Origin of the sequence: Streptomyces sp. NRRL F-2664 (genome assembly GCF_000719345.1) — a bacterium.
Taxonomy (GTDB): Bacteria; Actinomycetota; Actinomycetes; order Streptomycetales; family Streptomycetaceae; genus Streptomyces.
The window spans coordinates 23,520-42,948 of record NZ_JOFX01000039.1 but is presented as its reverse complement, the minus strand read 5'-3'; the positions used below and the strand labels follow the sequence as shown (position 1 = coordinate 42,948).

At 72.5% G+C, this 19,429-nt stretch carries 14 protein-coding genes and 1 pseudogene; 9 read left to right on the top strand and 6 right to left on the bottom strand.

Annotation, left to right across the window (positions count from 1 at the left end):
* Positions 1–11 precede the first annotated feature (11 nt).
* Entirely contained in the window at positions 12–830 is an 819-nt protein-coding gene (locus IF89_RS0127440) for an HAD family hydrolase (RefSeq protein ID WP_030773622.1), read from the bottom strand.
* A gap of 141 nt (positions 831–971) precedes the next feature.
* Between IF89_RS0127440 and fahA the strand changes: the two are divergent.
* The 8 genes and pseudogenes from fahA to IF89_RS0127405 form a co-directional block, all read left to right on the top strand.
* Positions 972–2,054, top strand: a pseudogene (gene fahA / locus IF89_RS47890) (fumarylacetoacetase); the annotation flags it as partial.
* A 132-nt stretch (positions 2,055–2,186) separates the two neighbouring features.
* On the top strand, positions 2,187–2,966 hold the full coding sequence (locus IF89_RS47885) for a GntR family transcriptional regulator (protein ID WP_324605364.1): 780 nt from the start codon (positions 2,187–2,189) through the stop codon (positions 2,964–2,966).
* 32 nt (positions 2,967–2,998) lie between these two features.
* Positions 2,999–3,226, top strand: a complete 228-nt coding sequence (locus tag IF89_RS0127430; protein ID WP_030773618.1) for a 4Fe-4S dicluster domain-containing protein — start codon at positions 2,999–3,001, stop codon at positions 3,224–3,226.
* 14 nt (positions 3,227–3,240) lie between these two features.
* Positions 3,241–4,587, top strand: a complete 1,347-nt coding sequence (locus tag IF89_RS0127425; RefSeq protein WP_030773616.1) for an ABC transporter substrate-binding protein — start codon at positions 3,241–3,243, stop codon at positions 4,585–4,587.
* A complete protein-coding gene (locus IF89_RS0127420; protein ID WP_043194475.1) occupies positions 4,584–5,543 on the top strand; it encodes an ABC transporter permease in 960 nt (319 codons plus the stop codon). The genes IF89_RS0127425 and IF89_RS0127420 overlap by 4 nt, the downstream gene beginning before the upstream one ends.
* A complete protein-coding gene (locus IF89_RS0127415) occupies positions 5,540–6,304 on the top strand; it encodes an ABC transporter ATP-binding protein (protein ID WP_078628554.1) in 765 nt (254 codons plus the stop codon). Before IF89_RS0127420 ends, IF89_RS0127415 begins: the two co-directional genes overlap by 4 nt.
* A gap of 11 nt (positions 6,305–6,315) precedes the next feature.
* A complete protein-coding gene (locus tag IF89_RS0127410) occupies positions 6,316–9,126 on the top strand; it encodes a fumarate reductase/succinate dehydrogenase flavoprotein subunit (RefSeq protein ID WP_078628553.1) in 2,811 nt (936 codons plus the stop codon).
* A 43-nt stretch (positions 9,127–9,169) separates the two neighbouring features.
* On the top strand, positions 9,170–9,784 hold the full coding sequence (locus IF89_RS0127405) for a hypothetical protein (RefSeq protein ID WP_030773606.1): 615 nt from the start codon (positions 9,170–9,172) through the stop codon (positions 9,782–9,784).
* 97 nt (positions 9,785–9,881) lie between these two features.
* Here the strand turns inward: IF89_RS0127405 and IF89_RS0127400 are convergent, their stop codons facing one another.
* Positions 9,882–10,544 (bottom strand): response regulator, encoded by a 663-nt coding sequence (locus tag IF89_RS0127400; protein WP_030773603.1) that lies wholly within the window; start codon positions 10,542–10,544, stop codon positions 9,882–9,884.
* Entirely contained in the window at positions 10,519–11,691 is a 1,173-nt protein-coding gene (locus tag IF89_RS0127395) for a sensor histidine kinase (protein WP_030773599.1), read from the bottom strand. Before IF89_RS0127395 ends, IF89_RS0127400 begins: the two co-directional genes overlap by 26 nt.
* 175 nt (positions 11,692–11,866) lie before the next feature.
* Between IF89_RS0127395 and IF89_RS0127390 the strand changes: the two genes are divergently transcribed.
* The gene (locus IF89_RS0127390) at positions 11,867–14,125 is read left to right on the top strand and encodes an MMPL family transporter (protein WP_051807721.1); all 2,259 of its coding nucleotides are present in this window, start codon (positions 11,867–11,869) and stop codon (positions 14,123–14,125) included.
* 157 nt (positions 14,126–14,282) lie between these two features.
* On the opposite strand, the gene nuoN is transcribed toward IF89_RS0127390, so the two are convergent.
* Genes nuoN through nuoL form a run of 3 tightly spaced genes read right to left on the bottom strand, consistent with a single transcriptional unit; the run spans position 14,283 to position 19,424 of the window.
* Positions 14,283–15,938, bottom strand: a complete 1,656-nt coding sequence (gene nuoN / locus IF89_RS0127385) for an NADH-quinone oxidoreductase subunit NuoN (RefSeq protein ID WP_043194474.1) — start codon at positions 15,936–15,938, stop codon at positions 14,283–14,285.
* The gene (locus IF89_RS0127380; protein WP_030773590.1) at positions 15,935–17,527 is read right to left on the bottom strand and encodes an NADH-quinone oxidoreductase subunit M; all 1,593 of its coding nucleotides are present in this window, start codon (positions 17,525–17,527) and stop codon (positions 15,935–15,937) included. Before IF89_RS0127380 ends, nuoN begins: the two co-directional genes overlap by 4 nt.
* 1 nt (position 17,528) lies before the next feature.
* Positions 17,529–19,424 carry an NADH-quinone oxidoreductase subunit L gene (gene nuoL, locus IF89_RS0127375; protein ID WP_030773587.1) on the bottom strand — a complete coding sequence of 632 codons (1,896 nt, stop codon included), beginning with the start codon at positions 19,422–19,424 and terminating at the stop codon, positions 17,529–17,531.
* Positions 19,425–19,429 lie beyond the last annotated feature (5 nt).

Genomic DNA, 19,429 nt, shown 5'->3' with positions numbered 1-19,429 from the left:
CGGCCCGGCGGTCAGCCGTAGAGCCGCTCCAGGACCACCGCGACGCCGTCCGCCTCGTTCGACAGGGTCACCTCGTCGGCGACGGCCACCAGCTCGCGGTGGGAATTGGCCATGGCCACGCCGTACCCGGCCCACGCGAACATCGGCACGTCGTTCGGCATGTCCCCGAAGGCGATCGTCCCGGCCGGGGACGCCCCCAGGACCTCCGCCGCCCGCGCGAGCCCGCTGGCCTTGTCGATGCCCGGCGGCTGGAGCTCCACCGTGTGCTCGCCCGCCATGGTGACGTTCACCAGGTCTCCGACCACCTGCCGTGCCACCCGCGTCAGCTCGTCGTCGTCCAGCTCCGGGTGCTGGAGCAGCACCTTGTTGATCGGCGCCGACCACAGGCGCGAGCGGCGGGCCACCCGCACCGTCGGCAGGTGCGGGTGCCACATCCGGTAGCCGGGGCCCATCAGCATCTCCGCGTCCAGGCCCTCCTGGTTGACCGCCGCGTAGACCTCGCCCACCTCCGCCTCGATCTTGCCGAGGGCGACCTCCGCCAGCTCCCGGTCCATGGACACGGAGTGCAGCAGCCTGTCGCGCGCCGCGTCGTACACCTGCGCGCCCTGCGCGCACACCGCGAGCCCTGTGTAGCCGAGGCCGTCGAAGACGTGTCGGACCTGTGGGACGGGACGGCCGGTGACGATGATGTGCCGGGCACCGGCCGCGCGGGCCGCGTCGAGAGCCTTGTGGGAACGGGCTGAAACGGTGTCCCCGGCACGCAGCAGAGTCCCGTCCAGGTCGGTGGCGATCAAGGCATGAGGGAGGGCCGGAAGAGGCGCGGAAGTCACGGCGCCAAGGATACGGACCCCTTTGGACAAGTCCTACAAATAGAGCGCGAATCCGGCCTCCCACGCGCCCCCTCAGCCACGTAACGTGTCAACCAGCCCCCGGGACACCCCCGGACCGCGTCGAAAGCGAGGCAGTACCCCATGCCCCAGCAGAGCCCCCTCGATGTCCCCGAGGGCGACCCGTTCGGGCCGCACAACCTCCCCTACGGCGTCTTCTCCACCGCCGGCGAGGAGCGCCGCCGGATCGGCGTGCGCATCGGCGGACACGTGCTCGACGCGGGGGCGGCCGCGCTCGCGCTCGGCTCCCCGTACGCCGGGCTGCTCGGCCGGTCCTCCCTCAACCCCCTGCTGGCCGCCGGGCGCACCGCCTGGCGCGACGTGCGGCGCGCGCTGACCGCCTGGGTGACCGACCCCGGCCACCGCCCCACCGTCGAGCCGCACCTGCTGCCGCTGGACGAGGTCACGCTGCACCTGCCGTACGAGGTCGCCGACTACGTCGACTTCTACGCGAGCGAGCACCACGCCACCAACGTCGGCCGCATGTTCCGCCCCGACGGTGACGCGCTGACCCCCAACTGGAAGCACCTGCCCATCGGTTACCACGGCCGCTCCGGCACGATCGTGGTCTCCGGGACGGACGTCGTGCGCCCCTGCGGGCAGCGCAAGGCGCCCACCGACCCGGCGCCCGTCTTCGGTCCGTCCGTCAAGCTCGACATCGAGGCCGAGGTCGGCTTCGTCGTCGGCACTCCGTCCGAGCTGGGCCGTCCCGTGCCGCTGGGCGCCTTCGAGGACCACGTGTTCGGACTCTTCCTGCTCAACGACTGGTCGGCGCGGGACATCCAGGCCTGGGAGTACGTGCCGCTCGGCCCCTTCCTCGGCAAGTCCTTCGCCACCTCCGTCTCCCCCTGGGTCACCCCGCTGGAGGCCCTGGACGCCGCCCGCGTGGCCCCGCCCGCCCGCGACTTCCCGCTCCTGCCGTACCTGGACGACGCGGCCGTCGACCGCCCCGGCGGCTTCGACCTGCACATCACCGTCTCCATCAACGGGCAGGAGGTGGCGCAGCCGCCGTTCGCGACGATGTACTGGACCGCCGCCCAGCAGCTCGCGCACATGACCGTCAACGGCGCCTCCCTGCGCACCGGCGACGTCTTCGGCTCCGGCACCGTCAGCGGCCCCGAGGTCGGCCAGCGCGGCTCGCTGCTGGAGCTCACCTGGAACGGCCGTGTAGTCCACCCCTTGGTCGGCGGGGTGGCGGATCTTTCCGCCACCCCGCCGAAACCGCAGGTCACCGAGGGGTCCGCAGAGCTCTGCGGTGGCGCAATACTGCCGCAACACCACCGCGTGCGGGTCGTCGGTATGTTCCCTGCCATGCCAGCCGAACGCAGCCTCGAACACGCCGCGCGGCGGCGGAGACTGCGCGCGGACCAGGCGCGGCAGCTCGCCGACCTGCTGCGCCACCAGATCCTCACCGGCGCCTTCCCCACCGGGATCCTCCCGCTGGAGAACACCCTCGCCGCCGACTACCGGAGCAGCCGCAACACCGTCCGCCAGGCACTCGACCTGCTGCGCGGCGAACGGCTGGTGGAACGGCAGCCCGGCGTGGGCACCGTCGTCGTCTGCGAGAAGTACCCGCACGGCCTCGACCGGCTGCAGGGGCTCGCCGAGACCCTGCACGAGCACGGCACCGTCACCAACGAGGTCCGCACCGCCGGCCCGGTGCCGGCGCCCGCACCGGTCGCCCACCGGCTGGGCCTGCCCGAGCACACCGAAGTGCTCTACATCGAGCGGCTGCGACGCCTGGGCGGGCTGCCGCTCTCCCTCGACCTCACCTACGTCCCCCTGGACATCGGCTCGGCGCTGCTGGGCTGCGACCTGAAGAACACCGACGTCTTCCGGCTGCTGGAGCAGCAGACCGGACAGGCCCTCGGCCACGCCGAGATCACCCTCGAAGCCGTCAACGCCGACGCGCACTCCGCCGCCGTGCTCCAGGCCCCGCGCGGCGCCGCCGTCCTGATGCTGGAGCGGCTCACCCACCTCGCCGACGGGCGGCCCGTGGACCTGGAGTTCATCCGCTTCCGCGGTGACCGGATCACCATGAGCGGCCTGCTGCGGCGTTCGCTGCGGACTCCCGCTTAACCCCTTGCGTACCGACCTTCCTGGAGACAGCCATGCCTCTGGTCCCCCAGCGCGGCGACGTGCCCGTGACCATCGACGAGTCCCTGTGCATCGAGGGCTGCACCCTCTGCGTCGACATGTGTCCGCTCGACTCGCTCGCGATCCGCGAGGAGGACGGCAAGGCCTACATGCACGTGGACGAGTGCTGGTACTGCGGCCCCTGCGCCGCCCGCTGTCCCACCGGCGCGGTCACCGTCAACATGCCCTACCTGCTCCGGTGAAAGGTCCCCCACCCATGCGTACGAAAGCAGTCGCGCCGCTCGCGCTCGCCCTGCTGCTGGCTCCCCTCGCCACGGCCTGCACCGGCTCCGCCGGGGCCACCGGCTCCAGGACGGTCACGGTGACCGTCGGCTACCAGTCCAAGACCATCAACACCGTCACCGCCGGCACCCTGCTGCGCTCCCTCGGCTACTTCGAGCAGGAACTCGCGGCGCGCGGCGCGAAGGACGGCGTGACCTACAAGGTGGACTGGCAGGACTACGCCACCGGCGCCCCGATCACCGCGCAGATGACCGCCGGGAAGATCGACATAGGTTCGATGGGCGACTTCCCGCTCCTCATCAACGCCGCCCGTGGCAAGGAGCTGAAACAGCCCACCCGGCTCGTCGCGGTGACCGGCTACAACCTGCGCGGAGGCCTCAACACCGTCGTCACGGCGCCCGGTTCGACACTGGAGTCGCTGGCCGACCTGCGCGGCAAGAAGGTGTCGACCAGTGTCGGATCCGCCGCCGACGGGACGCTCCAGCGGGCGCTGCGACGTGCCGGGATCGACCCGTCGAGCGGGATCGAGAAGCTCAACCAGCAACCCAGCGTGGGCGCTTCGGCCCTCCAGGCGGGCAGCGTGGACGCCCTCTCGCAGTTCGTGGCATGGCCCGGGCAGCTGGCCTTCGAAGGGCGGGCGAAGGCCCTGTACGACGGCGCCGAGCTGAACCTGCCGACCTTCCACGGGGTCACGGTCCGCGAGAGGTTCGCGAAGGAACGGTCCGGGGTGCTGGAGGACTTCCTGCGCGCCCAGCGCCGGGCCACCGACCACCTGCGCGCGGAGCCCGTGGCAGCGGCCGAGTCGGTGGCGAAGGAGACGGGACTCCCGGCGGAGGTGGTGTACCTCTACAACGGGGCGAACGGCATCGCCACCTTCGACCCGGCCCTGCGGCCGGAGCTGATCGACGCGCTGAAGCAGGACGTGCCGGTGCTGAAGGACGCCGGTCTGGTCCCGGACGTCGACGTGGACGCGTTCGTCGATCCGGAGCCGCTGAAGAGGGCGGCGCAGGGCACGCAGCCCCTGCCGGTGGCGGCGCCCGCCCGCGCCGAGTTGTGGCTGAAGGGCCAGAGCCGTACGCAGTCCTTCGATTCGCCGCGCGAGCTGCTGAAGGCGGCCCGCGGCGCCGCGGTGAGGGCCGCGTACGTCCCGGACGCGGTGACGGGCACCCTGTGGTTCGCCGACCGGGCCGTGTGGGTCGCCGAGGGGCCGGAGCTGCGGGCCTTCGTCACCCCGGCGGGCGCGAAGTCCTACATCGACGCCCGCCCGGGGTCGGGGGCGCGGATCGTGAGCTTCGCCGAGGCCGGAGCCCTGGCGTCATGACCGCCGGCCGGTGGGCGCTGCGCGCGGCCTCGCTCGGTGCGGCCCTGCTGCTGTGGCAGGGGCTGACCTCCCTCGACGTGAACCTGTGGCTGCGCTTCGAGCAGTTCCCGACGGTGGGCGAGGTGGCCTCGGCCTTCGGGCAGCGGGCGGGGGCCGCGGCGTACTGGCAGGACCTGGGCTTCAGCCTGCGCCGGATCGTGTCGGGCTTCGTACTCGCCGCAGTCCTCGGGGTCGCGGCGGGCACGGCGGTGGCCCGGTCCCGGATCGCGGAGGACCTGCTGGGTCCGCTGCTGGAGGTGGCGCGGCCGGTCCCGGCCATCGCGCTGGTCCCGGTGGCGATCCTGCTGTTCCCCTCCAACGAGCAGGGGATCGTCTTCATCACCTTCGCCGCCGCGTTCTTCCCCGTCGTGGTCTCGACCCGGCACGCGGTGCGGGCGCTGAGCCCGGTGTGGGAGGAGGCCGTGCTGACGATGGGCGGCGGGCGGTGGCGGGTGCTGTTCTCGGTGGTCCTGCCGGGTGCCCTGCCCGGCGTCTTCGGCGGCCTGTCGGTCGGCATCGGCGTCTCGTGGATCTGCGTGATCTCGGCGGAGATGATCTCCGGCGAGTACGGGGTCGGCTACCGGACCTGGCAGGACTACACGGTGGTCGACTACCCCGGCGTCCTCGTCGGCATGGTCACCATCGGCGCACTGGGCTGGCTGACGTCCACGGCGGTGGAGCGGGCCGGGCGCCGCCTGACGCGCTGGCTCCCCGCGCGCGACGCCTCCGGCCCCGTACCGTCCGCCGCCGTCCGGCCCCGGCGAGGGCGCAGCCGGCGCCGCCCGTCCCCGGAGCCGCTCACCGCCCCGGCCCCGGCCGATCGCGCCGCACCGGCCGCCACGGGTCCGGCCGGCACGACCGGCCCGCGGCCCGGGGCCCGGACCTCGCCCGAACAGACCCGAGAGGTGACCCGATGAACCCGGCCCCTGCGGACCTGCGGAGCGGTCCGGGTACCACGGTGCCTGCCGCGCAGCCCGGAGCGCGGCTCGCGCTGCGCGGCGTACGGCTCGGCCACCGGGGGAGCACCGTGCTCGACGGGGTCGATCTGACGGTCGAGCCCGGCGAGGTGCTCGCCGTGGTCGGCCCGTCCGGCTGCGGCAAGTCCACGCTGCTGCGCACCCTCGCGGGCCTGCTGGCGCCGCTCGACGGCGTGGTGGAACAGGACGGCCTCCCGCTCCGCGGGCCGGACGCCGACCGGGCGCTGGTCTTCCAGGACGACGCCCTGCTCCCCTGGCGCACGGCACTGGCCAACGTCGAGCTGCCGCTCGCCATCGGGCGCCGGGGGCGCACCGAACGGCGCCGCACCGCCGAGGACTGGCTGGAGCGCGTGGGCCTGTCCGGGCACGCCCGCAAACTGCCGCACCAGCTGTCGGGCGGGCAGCGCCAACGCGTCCAGCTGGCCCGCGCGCTCGCCGCGCGCCCCCGCGCCGTCCTCATGGACGAGCCGTTCGGGGCGCTGGACGCACAGACCCGCGCCGAGATGCAGGACCTCCTGGTGGACGTCCTCGCGGGCACCGGCGCGAGCGTCGTGTTCGTCACCCACGACGTGGACGAGGCGCTGTTCCTCGGTGACCGCGTCGCCCTGCTCGGCACCGGAGCGGTGGTGACCGTACCGGCTCCCCGGGACAGGGCCGTCACCCACCCCGGACTCCGCCGTCACGTCATCGACTCACTCTGAAGGGCCGCACCATGGACATCCCCGCACTCGGCGACGCCGAGGAGATCTCCTGCGACGTCCTCGTGGTGGGCGGCGGCACCGCCGGCACGATGGCGGCGCTGACCGCCGCCGAGCGCGGGGCACGCGTCCTGCTGCTGGAGAAGGCGCACGTACGCCACTCCGGCGCGCTCGCCATGGGCATGGACGGCGTCAACAACGCGGTCGTCCCAGGCCGCGCCGAACCCGACGACTACGTCGCCGAGATCACCCGCGCCAACGACGGCGTCGTCGACCAGTCCACGGTCCGCCGGACGGCCACCCGCGGCTTCGCCATGGTGCAGCGCCTGGAGTCGTACGGGGTGAAGTTCGAGAAGGACGAGCACGGCGAGTACGCGGTGCGCCAGGTCCACCGCTCGGGCTCGTACGTTCTGCCCATGCCCGAGGGCAAGGACGTCAAGAAGGTCCTCTACCGGCAGCTGAGGCGCCGGGAGATGCGCGAGCTGATCCGGATCGAGAACCGTGTGATGCCGGTGCGGGTCCTGACCGCCCCCGACGACGGCCGGGCGATCGGCGCGGCGGCCTTCAACACCCGTACCGGGGCCTTCGTGACGGTGCGCGCGGGGGCGGTGATCCTGGCGACCGGCCCGTGCGGGCGGCTCGGGCTCCCGGCCTCCGGTTACCTGTACGGGACGTACGAGAACCCGACCAACGCCGGTGACGGATACGCCATGGCGTACCACGCGGGCGCCGCGCTCACCGGTATCGAGTGCTTCCAGATCAACCCGCTGATCAAGGACTACAACGGGCCGGCGTGCGCGTACGTCGCGAACCCCTTCGGGGGCTACCAGGTCAACCGGCACGGCGAACGGTTCGTGGACTGCGACTACTGGTCGGGGCAGATGATGTCCGAGTTCGCAGCCGAACTGGCCTCCGACCGGGGCCCGGTGTTCCTGAAGCTCAGCCACCTGCCGGAGGAGTCGGTGGCCTCCCTCGAATCGATCCTGCACACCACGGAACGGCCGACCCGCGGCACCTTCCACGCGAACCGCGGCCACGACTACCGCACCCACGACGTCGAGATGCACATCTCGGAGATCGGCCTGTGCGGCGGCCATTCGGCCTCGGGCGTCCGGGTGGACGACCACGCCCGCACGACCGTCCCGCGGCTCTACGCGGCCGGTGACCTGGCCTCCGTACCGCACAACTACATGATCGGCGCGTTCGTCTTCGGTGACCTGGCGGGCGCGGACGCCGCCCGGTACCGGCCCTACGAGGGCGCGCTGCCCGCCGACCAGCTGGCGGCGGCGCACGAGCTGGTCTACCGGCCGCTGCGGCATCCGGACGGGCCGCCGCAGCCGCAGGTGGAGTACAAGCTGCGCAGGTTCGTGAACGACTACGTCGCTCCGCCGAAGACGGGCGCGAAGCTCTCCCTCGCCGTGGAGGCCTTCGACCGGATGAGCGCGGAGATCGAGGGGATGGGGGCCACCACCGCGCACGAGCTGATGCGGTGTGCGGAGGTGTCCTTCATCCGGGACTGCGCGGAGATGGCCGCCCGGGCCTCGCTGGCCCGTACGGAGTCCCGCTGGGGCCTCTACCACGAGCGGACCGACCATCCGGAGCGGGACGACACACGCTGGCTGCACCACCTGGACCTGCGCAAGTCGGCTTCGGGGACGATGGTGTTCACCGCGCGGCCGGTGGAGCCGTACCTGGTGCCGGTGGAGGGTTTCAGCCCGCCGGGCGGCCCGGAACGGCACCTGGGCGAGGTGGCTCTGGTGCCGGTGGCGACGGCCGGGCCGCGCCGTACTCCGCCGGCGGCACGGGAGGGCTCACCCGGCGCGGCGGACGCCGGACGTGTGCCGGCCGCCGGGACGGCCGCCTCCCCCCGAATCCTCGAACTCCTCGCGCTCGCCGAGGAGTCCCCGGACCTCACGGCCCTGCGGCCGTACCTGGCCGACTCCGATCCGGGGGTGCGCGCGGCGGCCGTGGCCGCGCTCGGCGAGACCGTACCGGCGGGGGCCGGGCCGGCGCTGGCGGCCCGGCTCGCGGATCCCGACCCGGCCGTACGGGCCGCCGCGGCGGCCGCCTTGCGCGAGCTGCTGGAGGTCCTGCCGGGCGGGCCCGAGCTCGGTACGGCCCTGCGGGCGGCCCTGGCCGTGGCCGACCCGGCGGTGCGCTCGGCCGCGCTCGAAGCGCTGCGGGCGCTGCGGCTGGGCGACGCCGGGCTGTACGCGGCCTCGCTCGCGGACGCGGACGTCGACGTACGGATCCACGCGGTGCGGGGGCTGGTGGCCGTGGACGCGGCGGCGGAACTGGCCGCGGCCGCCGGCGACCCGGCCCGCGAGGTACGGGTGGCCGTCGCCAAGGGCCTCGCCGCGGTGCGCAATCCGGCGCCGGAGCCGCTGGACCCGCTCCTGTCGGACCCCGACCCGCTGGTGCGGGGCGCGGCGATGGCCGCGCTGGCCCCGGTCGGCTGCCCGGACGGGTACGCCCGCACGGCGGTGGCTGCGCTGGCCGATCCGGCCTGGCAGGTCCGCGCAGGGGCGGCGGCCGGGCTGTCGGCGGCCGCCGCGGGGACGGCGGTGCCGGCCCTGGCGGGAGCCCTGGCCGACGCCGACGCGGACGTCCGCAAGGCGGCGGTGCTGGCCCTGCTGGCCCACCGGGACTCCGCCGAGGCCCGGGCGGCCCTCGCCACGGCGGTCGCCGACCCCGACGCGGACGTCCGGGCGTACGCGGCCCGCGCCGACGCCCGCGTCCGACCGGCGGACCCCGGGGCCCCGTTCGGAGGCCCGCCGCGTGCGGCGCGCGCGGCGGGCCGGGATGGTGGACGGACGACCGGATAGGGGGAACCCGTACCCCCTACCCCCACCGCGAGGAGCCGCCGCCATGACCGAACGCAGCCTGAGGACCCTCGTCACCTGCGCAGCCGCCGTGACGCTCGGCCTGACCGCCGTGGCCCCGGCCCACGGGGTCGAGGGGCCCGCACCGGACCCGCGCAACGCGAAGGCCATGCGCGACATGGCGACGGCGATCGCGGCGACGGCCAAGTACGCGGACGAGCGGGAGGCCATCAAGGACGGGTACGTCCCGAAGGGCGAGGACTGCATGACCAACCCGTTCGGGGTGGGCGCCATGAACTACCACTACGTCAAGCAGGCCAACTGGGGTTCGAAGGACCCGGCGAGGCCCACGGCGCTCCTCTACAGCCGGGAGAAGGACAAGAACGGCCTGCGCAGGCTGGAGACCGTGGAGTGGATGTCCACCGACCGGGACCAGGACCTGAAGACCGCCGACGACCGGCCGAGCATGTTCGGCGTGCCCTTCGACGGCCCCATGCCGGGCCACTGGGCGGGCATGCCCAAGCACTACGACCTGCACATGTGGGCGTACAAGAAGAACCCGGCCGGCCGCTTCCACAACTGGAACCCTGCCCTGACCTGCCCGAGGAAGGCCCCCACCCCGGGCAAGCCGCCCACCGCGCCGCACGCGCACGGCCACTAGCCAGGCCCTGTCGCCAGGCGTGTATCAGTCGTGATCACCGGGTGGTCCTGGTGGTGGGGACTCATGGGATGTGGCTGGCACATGGCCGGCAGCCGGATCAGGTTCCGGGGAGGATACGGCGCGTTTCGTAGGCCCACATCGCGATCTCGACCCGGTTGCGGGCGCCGAGTTTGGCCATCAGGCTGGCCAGATGCGTCTTCACCGTGCTGAGGCTGATGTGCAGTGCGTCGGCGATCTCGGTGTTGGTCAGCCCGCGAGCGACGGCGAGGAGCACCTGCTCCTCGCGGGCGGTGACGGGGGAGACCGGCTGGGCCACCGGCCGGCCGGCGGGCAGGTCCGCGAACGCCTGGAGCAGACGGACGGTGACGCTGGGCGCGATGAGCGCCTCACCGTCGGACGCCGACCGAACGGCCTGCGTCAGAAGGTCCGGGCCCGTGTCCTTGAGGAGGAATCCGCGGGCCCCGGCACGCAGCGCGCCGTAGACGTACTCGTCGAGGTCGAACGTGGTGATGACGACCACGGCCAGCGGGTCGGCGACGCCCGGGCCGGCGACCAGCCGGGTGGCCCCGAGCCCGTCGAGTACGGGCATGCGGATGTCGAACAGGCAGACTTCGGGGCGCAGTTCGCGGGCGAGACGTACCGCCTCCCGCCCGTCGGCGGCCTCGCCGACCACCTCGATGCCGGGCTGGGCGTTCAGTATGATCCGCAACCCGGTGCGGATGATCGTCTGGTCGTCAGCGACGAGCACGCGAATGGACACCGCTCTCGCTCCTCGCTCTCGGCAGTTCGGCGTCGACATGCCAGCCCCGGTCGGTACCCGGGCCGGCTCGTAGTGTGCCGCCGAGCAGCGTCGCGCGCTCGCGCAATCCGGTGAGTCCGTATCCGTCGCGACCCCGGCCGGTGCGCCGGCCGTCGTCGCGCACGCTCACCCGTACCGTGTGCCGTTCCGCGGCGACCCGGACGACCAGCTCGGTCGCGTCGACCGCATGGCGCAGCGCGTTGGTCACCGACTCCTGCACGATCCGGTAGACGGCCGCGTCGACGGCCGGGGGCAGTGCGTCCAGTTCGCCGTCGAGCCCCAGGTCGACCCTGAGGCGACCACCCGGGGTGCGCACCAGGCGCTCCAGATCCGCGACTCCGGCAGGGGGCGCCAGCTCGGCCCCGACCCCGCGGTCGCGCAGCGTGGCGACCATGGCGCGCATTTCCTCCAGCGTGCGCGCCCCTTCCTCCTCGACCCCCTCCAGTGCCTCGACGGCGGCGGACGGGTCGGTGCCCGCGAGCACCCGGCCCGCCTGGGCGATGATCACCATGGCCGACACGTGGTGGGCCACCGTGTCGTGCAGTTCCCGGGCGAGCTGTTCGCGCTCGCGGGAGCGCACCTGGTCCAACTGCCGCTCGCGAGCGGTCACCCGGAACCGCACGGCAGCCCCGGCCACGCCGGGCAGCAGCAGGAAGGCGAAGCCCACGACGTTCTCGACGACCGGGGTCTCGTCCATGACGGAACACAGCCCGCCGACCGCGAGGATCACCGCGCCGCCCAGCACGATCTCGCGTCCCGATCCCCACCGGGGCAGCGCGTACACCAGCACGAGCACGACCGCGCCGGTGTACAGGCCGACGGGCTCGCGCGGCGCGGCGACGAGCGAGGCCACCGGAAGCAGGACCACCGAGCCGAACGCCAGCGTCACCGCCGCCAGCGGGCGGGTCCGGCGCCACAGGGTCAGCAGGCACAGCCATACGGCGAACACCACCGCCACCGGCCGCCACACGACGTCCTCGCGCAGGATGGCCTCCAGCGCCACACCGGCGAGGCCCGCGGCGAGCAGTACCCAGTCCCGCCGCACCCGGGCGGGCGCGTCGGGCGGGCGGGGTTCGGTCCACAGGGTTCTCAGGTCGTCTCGGAGCACGGTTCTCAGCCTAGGGACCGCGGCGCGCCGCGCATCGGCCGAAAGGACGGGTCGTCACTCCGCCCCGGGGCCGACGGATCCGCGGCCCGCGGGCCGATGCCGCGGAGCGCCGTGGCGGCGAGTCTCGGCATCGGCGGCCGTGCAAGGACGGCCGACGACGTGGTTGGAGGACCCGATGCTCTCGAAAGCCCTGTTGCGCGTGGGCGCAAGCGCCGCCCGCCATCCCTGGCGGGTGATCGCGGCATGGCTGATCATCGCCACGCTCGCCGTCCTCGCCGCCGTCGCCTTCGGCGGGCGGACCGCGGACTCGATGACCGCTCCGGGACTGGACTCACAGCGGGCCGCTGAACTGATCGAGCGGGCCGGCACCGGCCAGGAGGGGATGACCGCCCAAGTGGTCGTCACCCCGGTCGACGAGGGTGTGACGTTCTTCGACGACGACGGCGCGCGCACCGCTCTCACTCGGCTGCGGGGCGAGGTGCAGCGGCTGCCGCACGTGCTCGGCGCGAGCGACCCGGCGGGGGCGCTCGACGCGGGCGGGGACACCGCCGTGCGCGGCGGCCTCGTGTCGGCCGACGGACGGATCGCGGTCGTCCGGGTGCAGTACCCCGACCAGAGCCGGCTGTCGGCCGAGGACCTCGATGCCCTCGTCGAACTCGGCGACCGGCTGCGCGCCGAACTGCCCCTGCGCGTCGAGATGGGCGGGAACCTCTTCTACGCCTTCTCCGACCCCGGCGGCGGCGTGAGCGAGCTGATCGGCCTCCTCGCCGCGGCCGCGATCCTGTTCCTGGCGTTCGGTTCGCTCGTCGCCGCCGCGCTGCCGATCGGCATGGCGGTCTTCGGGCTGACCGTCGGGGTCGCCACGATGACGGTACTGGCGGGAGTGACGGACGTCCCCGCCTTCGCACCGGTCCTGGGCAGCATGGTGGGGCTCGGAGTGGGCATCGACTACGCGCTGTTCGTGCTCGCCAGACACCGGGAGTACCTCGCGTGCGGGCTCGATCCGCAGGCGGCGGCCGGACGAGCGGTGGCAACGGCGGGGCGGCCGGTGGTCTTCGCCGGCGGCATCGTCGTCGTGTCGATCCTCGGCCTGGCGGTCGCGAACGTGCCGTTCATGACGGTGGGCGGGGTTGCCGTCTCGATCGTCGTCCTGACGATGGTGCTCGCGTCGGTGACGCTGCTGCCGGCCTTCCTCGGCGCGGCGGGCCCGCGCCTGGGCCGGGCCGGCCGGGTCAGCCGGATCGGCCGGGCTCTGCGGACCGGGAAGCCGGGCCGGCTCGCACAGCGGCGGGACCCGGCGGCAGGTGCCGCCCACGCCACCGGGTGGCGTCGCTGGATCGGACACGTCGGCCGGCACCCGGTGCCGTACGCGGTCGGCGCGGCGGGGCTGCTGCTGACCGCGACGCTGCCCGTGCTCGGCCTGCGCGTCGGCCTGCCCGACGACGGCTCGCTGCCCCACAGCCGTACCGAGCGCCGGGCCTACGACCTCGTCGCCGACGGGTTCGGCCCGGGCACCAACGGTCCCCTCGTCATCGCCGCGGACCCCGCCGGTGATCCGGGAGTGCTGGACCGACTCGTCGGGGCGGTGGCGGCGGATCCGGGCATAGCGTCCGTCACGCCGACGCACATCGATCGGGACACCGGCATCGCGACCCTCGTGGTGTTCCCGACCACCAGCCCTCAGGACAATGCCACGGCCGACACCATCGCCCGGCTGCGGACCGACGTGCTGCCCACGGCGATCGGGGACGGCCCGGCCAGGGCCCACGTCGGCGGCGCCGCCGCGAGCCTGTCCGATGTGGGCCGGCGCACCAGCCAACGCCTGCCGGTGTTCGTCGCCGCCGTGCTGGCGATGTCCTTCCTGCTGCTGATGCTGGTCTTCCGCTCGATACTCGTACCGCTCAAGGCGGTACTGCTGAATCTGCTGAGCATCGGCGCGTCCTACGGCATCATGGTCGCGGTCTTCCAGTGGGGCTGGGGAGGCGCCCTCATCGGGCTTGAGGCGCCGGTTCCGATCGTGTCGTTCATCCCGATGTTCCTCTTCGCCATCCTGTTCGGCCTGTCGATGGACTACGAGGTGTTTCTCCTCTCCCACGTACGCGAGGAGTACCTGCGCACCGGCGACAACAGCACGGCGATCGTCGAGGGCATCTCGCGCACCGCCCGGATCATCACCTCGGCCGCCCTCATCATGGTGGCGGTCTTCCTGTCCTTCGCCGTCGCCGACGACCCCTCCGCCAAGATGTTCGGGCTCGGCCTGGCCACCGCGATCTTCATCGACGCCACGGTCGTACGCATGGTGCTGGTACCGGCGACCATGACACTGCTCGGCCGGACCAACTGGTGGCTGCCGAAGTGGCTGGACCGGTTGCTTCCCCGCGGCCCGGTCGGCACGGACCACCCGCCCGCCTACGCGGTCAAGTGCCGTACGTGATCGGGGATCTTCCACGACCCTGAAGGCTCCGTACCGTTCACCATCGATGTCGACCTCACGGCGATCACCCCCAGGCACCGTCCGGGGACCCAGCACCACAGGCCGAGGGCCCGGCCCCCCGAAGGGGGCCGGGCCCTCGGCCTGTGCGGCGGACCGGTCAGCGGACGAAGGTGCTCGCCTGCCCCGCCAGTTCCAGGAAGTACTGTGGCGCGAGGCCCAGGACCAGGGTGACCGCGACGCCCACGGCGATGGTCGTCATCGTCAGCGGCGAGGGAACGGCCACCGTCGGGCCGTCGGCCTTCGGCTCGCTGAAGAACATCAGCACGATCACCCGGATGTAGAAGAACGCGGCGATCGCGGACGACAGGACGCCGATCACGACCAGCGCTCCCGCGCCGCCCTCCGCCGCCGCGCTGAACACGGCGAACTTGCCGGTGAAGCCCGAGGTGAGCGGAATGCCGGCGAAGGCGAGCAGGAACACCGCGAAGACGGCCGCCGTCAGCGGCGAACGCCGCCCCAGGCCGGCCCACTTGGACAGGTGCGTCGCCTCGCCGCCCGCGTCGCGCACCAGCGTGACCACCGCGAACGCGCCGATCGTCACGAAGGAGTAGGCGGCCAGGTAGAAGAGGACGGACTGGACCCCCTCCGCGGACGTCGCGATCACACCGGCCAGGATGAAGCCGGCGTGCGCGACGGAGGAGTACGCCAGGAGCCGCTTGACGTCCGTCTGGGTCACGGCGATCACCGCACCCGCCAGCATCGTGACGATGGCCACCGCCCACATCACCGGACGCCAGTCCCAGCGCAGGCCGGGCAGGACCACGTACAGCAGCCGCAGCAGGGCGCCGAAGGCGGCCACCTTCGTCGCCGCCGCCATGAAGCCGGTCACCGGGGTCGGAGCGCCCTGGTAGACGTCCGGGGTCCACATGTGGAAGGGGACCGCACCGACCTTGAAGAGCAGACCCGTCAGGATCAGCGCACCGCCCATGAGCAGCAGCGCGTCGTTGCCCATGGTGCCGGCCAGCGCCGGGTCGATCTTCGTGACCGTGCCGTCGACCACGTCGGCGATCACCGCGTACGACATGGAGCCCGCGTAGCCGTAGAGCAGCGCGATGCCGAAGAGCAGGAAGGCCGAGGAGAAGGCGCCCAGCAGGAAGTACTTTACCGCGGCCTCCTGCGACATCAGCCGCTGGCGGCGGGCGACGGCGCAGAGCAGGTACAGCGGGAGGGAGAAGACCTCCAGGGCCACGAACAGTGTCAGCAGGTCGTTGGCCGCCGGGAAGATCAGCATGCCGGCGATCGCGAACAGGGCCAGCGGGAAGACCTCGGTGGTGGTGAAGCCCGCCTTGACGGCGGCCTTCTCGCTGTCGCTGCCCGGTACCGACGCGGCCTGGGCGGCGAAGGAGTCCACCCGGTTGCCGTGCGCGGCCGGGTCCAGCCGCCGCTCGGCGAAGGTGAAGACGGCGACGACCGAGGCCAGCAGGATCGTGCCCTGCAGGAAGAGGGCGGGGCCGTCCACGGCGATGGCGCCCATCGCGGCGACCTGGGCCTTGGAGGAGCCGTACCCGCCGGCCGCGAGGCCGACCACCGCGGCGAAGGCCGAGGCCAGCGCGGCCAGGGTGAGGAAGACCTGCACGTAGTAGCGGGACCTGCGGGGCACGAAGGCCTCCACGAGGATCCCGACGACGGCCGCGCCCACCACGATCAGCGTGGGAGCGAGCTGGGCGTACTCGATGGTGGGCGCCGGGATGCGGTCGGCCGGCGTGTCGGCCGCCAGTGTCCACAGGCTGTGGGCGAAAGTCGGGGTGCTCACTTCGCCTCCTCCCCGTTCTTGGCTTCGACGGCGACCTCGGGCTGCGGGTCCGTCTGCTTCACGTCCGACATGGTGTGCTCCACCGCCGGGTTGACGATGTCGGTGAGGACCTTCGGGTAGACGCCCAGCCCGATCAGCAGCGCGATCAGCGGGGCGACCACCAGTACCTCGCGCAGGCGCAGGTCCGGCATGGTGCGGACCTCCTCCTTGACCGGGCCGGTCATCGTGCGCTGGTACAGCACCAGCGTGTAGAGCGCGGCCAGCACGATGCCGAGGGTGGCGATGATCCCGACGACCGGGTAGCGGGCGAAGGTGCCGACCAGGACCAGGAACTCGCTGACGAAGGGCGCGAGGCCCGGCAGCGAGAGGGTGGCGAGGCCGCCGATCAGGAACGTCCCGGCGAGGACCGGGGCCACCTTCTGGACGCCGCCGTAGTCGGCGATGAGCCGCGAGCCGCGCCGCGAGATGAGGAAGCCGGCCACCAGCATCAACGCCGCCGTCGACAGGCCGTGGTTGACCATGTAGAGGGTGGCGCCGGACTGTCCCTGGGAGGTCATCGCGAAGATGCCCAGGATGATGAAGCCGAAGTGCGAGATGGAGGCGTAGGCCACCAGCCGCTTGATGTCCCGCTGGCCGACGGCCACCAGGGCCCCGTAGACGATCGAGATCAGGGCCAGTACGAGGATCACCGGCGTGGCCCACTTGCTGGCGTCGGGGAAGAGCCCGAGGCAGAAGCGGAGCATTGCGAAGGTGCCGACCTTGTCGACGACCGCGGTGATCAGCACGGCGACCGGGGCGGTGGACTCGCCCATCGCGTTCGGCAGCCACGTGTGCAGCGGCCACAACGGGGCCTTCACCGCGAAGGCGAAGAAGAAGCCGAGGAACAGCAGCCGCTCGGTGTTGGTCGCCATGTCCAGGGTGCCCGCGGCGCGGGCGGCGGTGATCTCCTGGAGCGAGAAGTTGCCGGCGACGACGTACAGGCCGATGACCGCGGCCAGCATGATCAGGCCGCCGACGAGGTTGTAGAGCAGGAACTTGACCGCCGCGTAGCTGCGCTGGGCGGCCGCGTTCTCGTCGCTGCCCGAGTGGGCCCGGTCCCCGAAGCCGCCGATGAGGAAGTACATCGGGATGAGCATGGCTTCGAAGAAGATGTAGAAGAGGAAGACGTCGGTGGCCTCGAAGGAGATGATCACCATCGCCTCGACCATCAGGATCAGGGCGAAGAAGCCCTGGGTCGGGCGCCAGCGCTTGGAGCTCGTCTCCAGGGGGTCGGCGTCGTGCCAGCCGGCCGCGATGACGAAGGGGATCAGCAGCGCGGTGAGTCCGATGAGGACCACGGCGATCCCGTCCACGCCCAGCTCGTAGCGGACGCCGAAGTCGGCGATCCACGGCCGGGACTCGGTGAGCTGGTAGCGGTCGCCGCCGGGTTCGAAGCGGACGGCGATGAGCACGGCGAGGGCCAGTGTGGCCAGGGAGAAGAGCAGCGCGAGCCACTTGGCGGCGGTCCGGCGGGTGGCCGGGACGGCCGCCGTCAGGATCGCGCCGACCGCGGGCACCGCGGCCGTGACCGTCAGAAGCGGGAAGTTCATGTCACACCGCCCTCATCAGCAGGGTCGCGGCGATGAGGATCGCCGTGCCCCCGAACATCGAGACCGCGTAGCTGCGGGCGTAGCCGTTCTGCAGCTTGCGCAGCCGGCCCGAGAGACCGCCGACCGAGGCGGCCGTCCCGTTGACCACCCCGTCGACCAGGCTGTGGTCGAGGTACACGAGGGAGCGGGTCAGGTGCTCCCCGCCGCGCACCAGCACGACGTGGTTGAAGTCGTCCTGGTACAGGTCGCGGCGGGCGGCCCGGGTGAGGAGGGAGCCGCGCGGGGCGACGACCGGGACGGGCCGCTTGCCGTACATGGCCCAGGCGATGCCGACGCCGGCGAGGAGCATCACCATGGTGGCCGCGGTCACCGTCATGGCGCTGACGGGCGGGTTGCCGTGCGCGTAGCCGGTGACGGGCTCCAGCCACTTCAGGAAGCGCTCGCCGATCTGGAAGAAGGCGCCGGCGAGGACCGAGCCGAGGGCGAGGACGACCATCGGGATCGTCATGGACTTCGGGGACTCGTGCGGGTGCGGCGCGTGGCCGTGCGCGTCGGGCTGCCAGCGCTTCTCGCCGAAGAAGGTGAGGAGCATGACGCGGGTCATGTAGAAGGCGGTGATGCCGGCGCCCAGCAGGGTGACGCCGCCGAGGATCCAGCCCTCGGTGCCGCCCTTCGCGAACGCCGCCTCGATGATCATGTCCTTGGAGAAGAAGCCGGACAGGCCGGGGAAGCCGATGATCGCCAGGTAGCCGAGGCCGAAGGTGACGAAGGTGACCGGCATGTACGTGCGCAGGCCCCCGTACTTGCGCATGTCGACCTCGTCGTTCATCCCGTGCATCACGGACCCGGCGCCGAGGAAGAGGCCGGCCTTGAAGAAGCCGTGCGTCACCAGGTGCATGATCGCGAAGACGTAGCCGATCGGGCCGAGGCCCGCCGCGAGGATCATGTAGCCGATCTGCGACATCGTGGAGCCGGCCAGGGCCTTCTTGATGTCGTCCTTCGCGCAACCGACGATCGCACCGAAGAGGAGCGTGACCGCGCCCACGACGGTGGTGACCAGCTGGGCGTCCGGCGCCCCGTTGAAGATGGCGGCGGAGCGGACGATCAGGTAGACGCCGGCGGTCACCATGGTGGCCGCGTGGATCAGGGCCGAGACCGGGGTCGGACCCTCCATCGCGTCCCCGAGCCAGGACTGCAGCGGCACCTGCGCCGACTTGCCGCAGGCGGCCAGGAGCAGCATCAGGCCGATGGCGGTGAGCGTGCCCTCGGAGGTCTCCCCCACCGCGCCGAGCACCGGCTCGAAGGCGAAGGTCCCGAAGGTGGTGAACATCAGCATGATGGCGACCGACAGGCCCATGTCGCCGACGCGGTTGACCAGGAAGGCCTTCTTCGCGGCCGTGGCCGCGCTGGGCTTGTGCTGCCAGAAGCCGATCAGCAGGTACGAGGCGAGGCCCACGCCCTCCCAGCCGAAGTACAGCAGCAGGTAGTTGTCGGCGAGGACCAGCAGCAGCATGGCCGCGACGAACAGGTTCAGGTAGCCGAAGAAGCGGCGGCGGCGCTCGTCGTGCTCCATGTACCCGATCGAGTACACGTGGATCAGCGTGCCGACGCCCGAGATCAGCAGGACGAAGGTCATCGACAGCTGGTCGAGCTGGAAGGCCATGTCCGCCTGGAACCCCTCGACGGGGATCCAGGTGAACAGGTTCTGCGTCAGCGTCCGGTCGTCGGCGCTGCGCCCCAGCATGTCGGCGAAGAGCACGACGCCGATGCCGAAGGAGACGGCCGCGAGCAGGGTGCCGAGCCAGTGGCCGGTCTTGTCGAGGCGCCGGCCGCCGCAGAGCAGCACCGCCGCTCCGAGCAGGGGCGCCGCGATCAGCAGCGCAATCAGGTTCTCCACAGCGA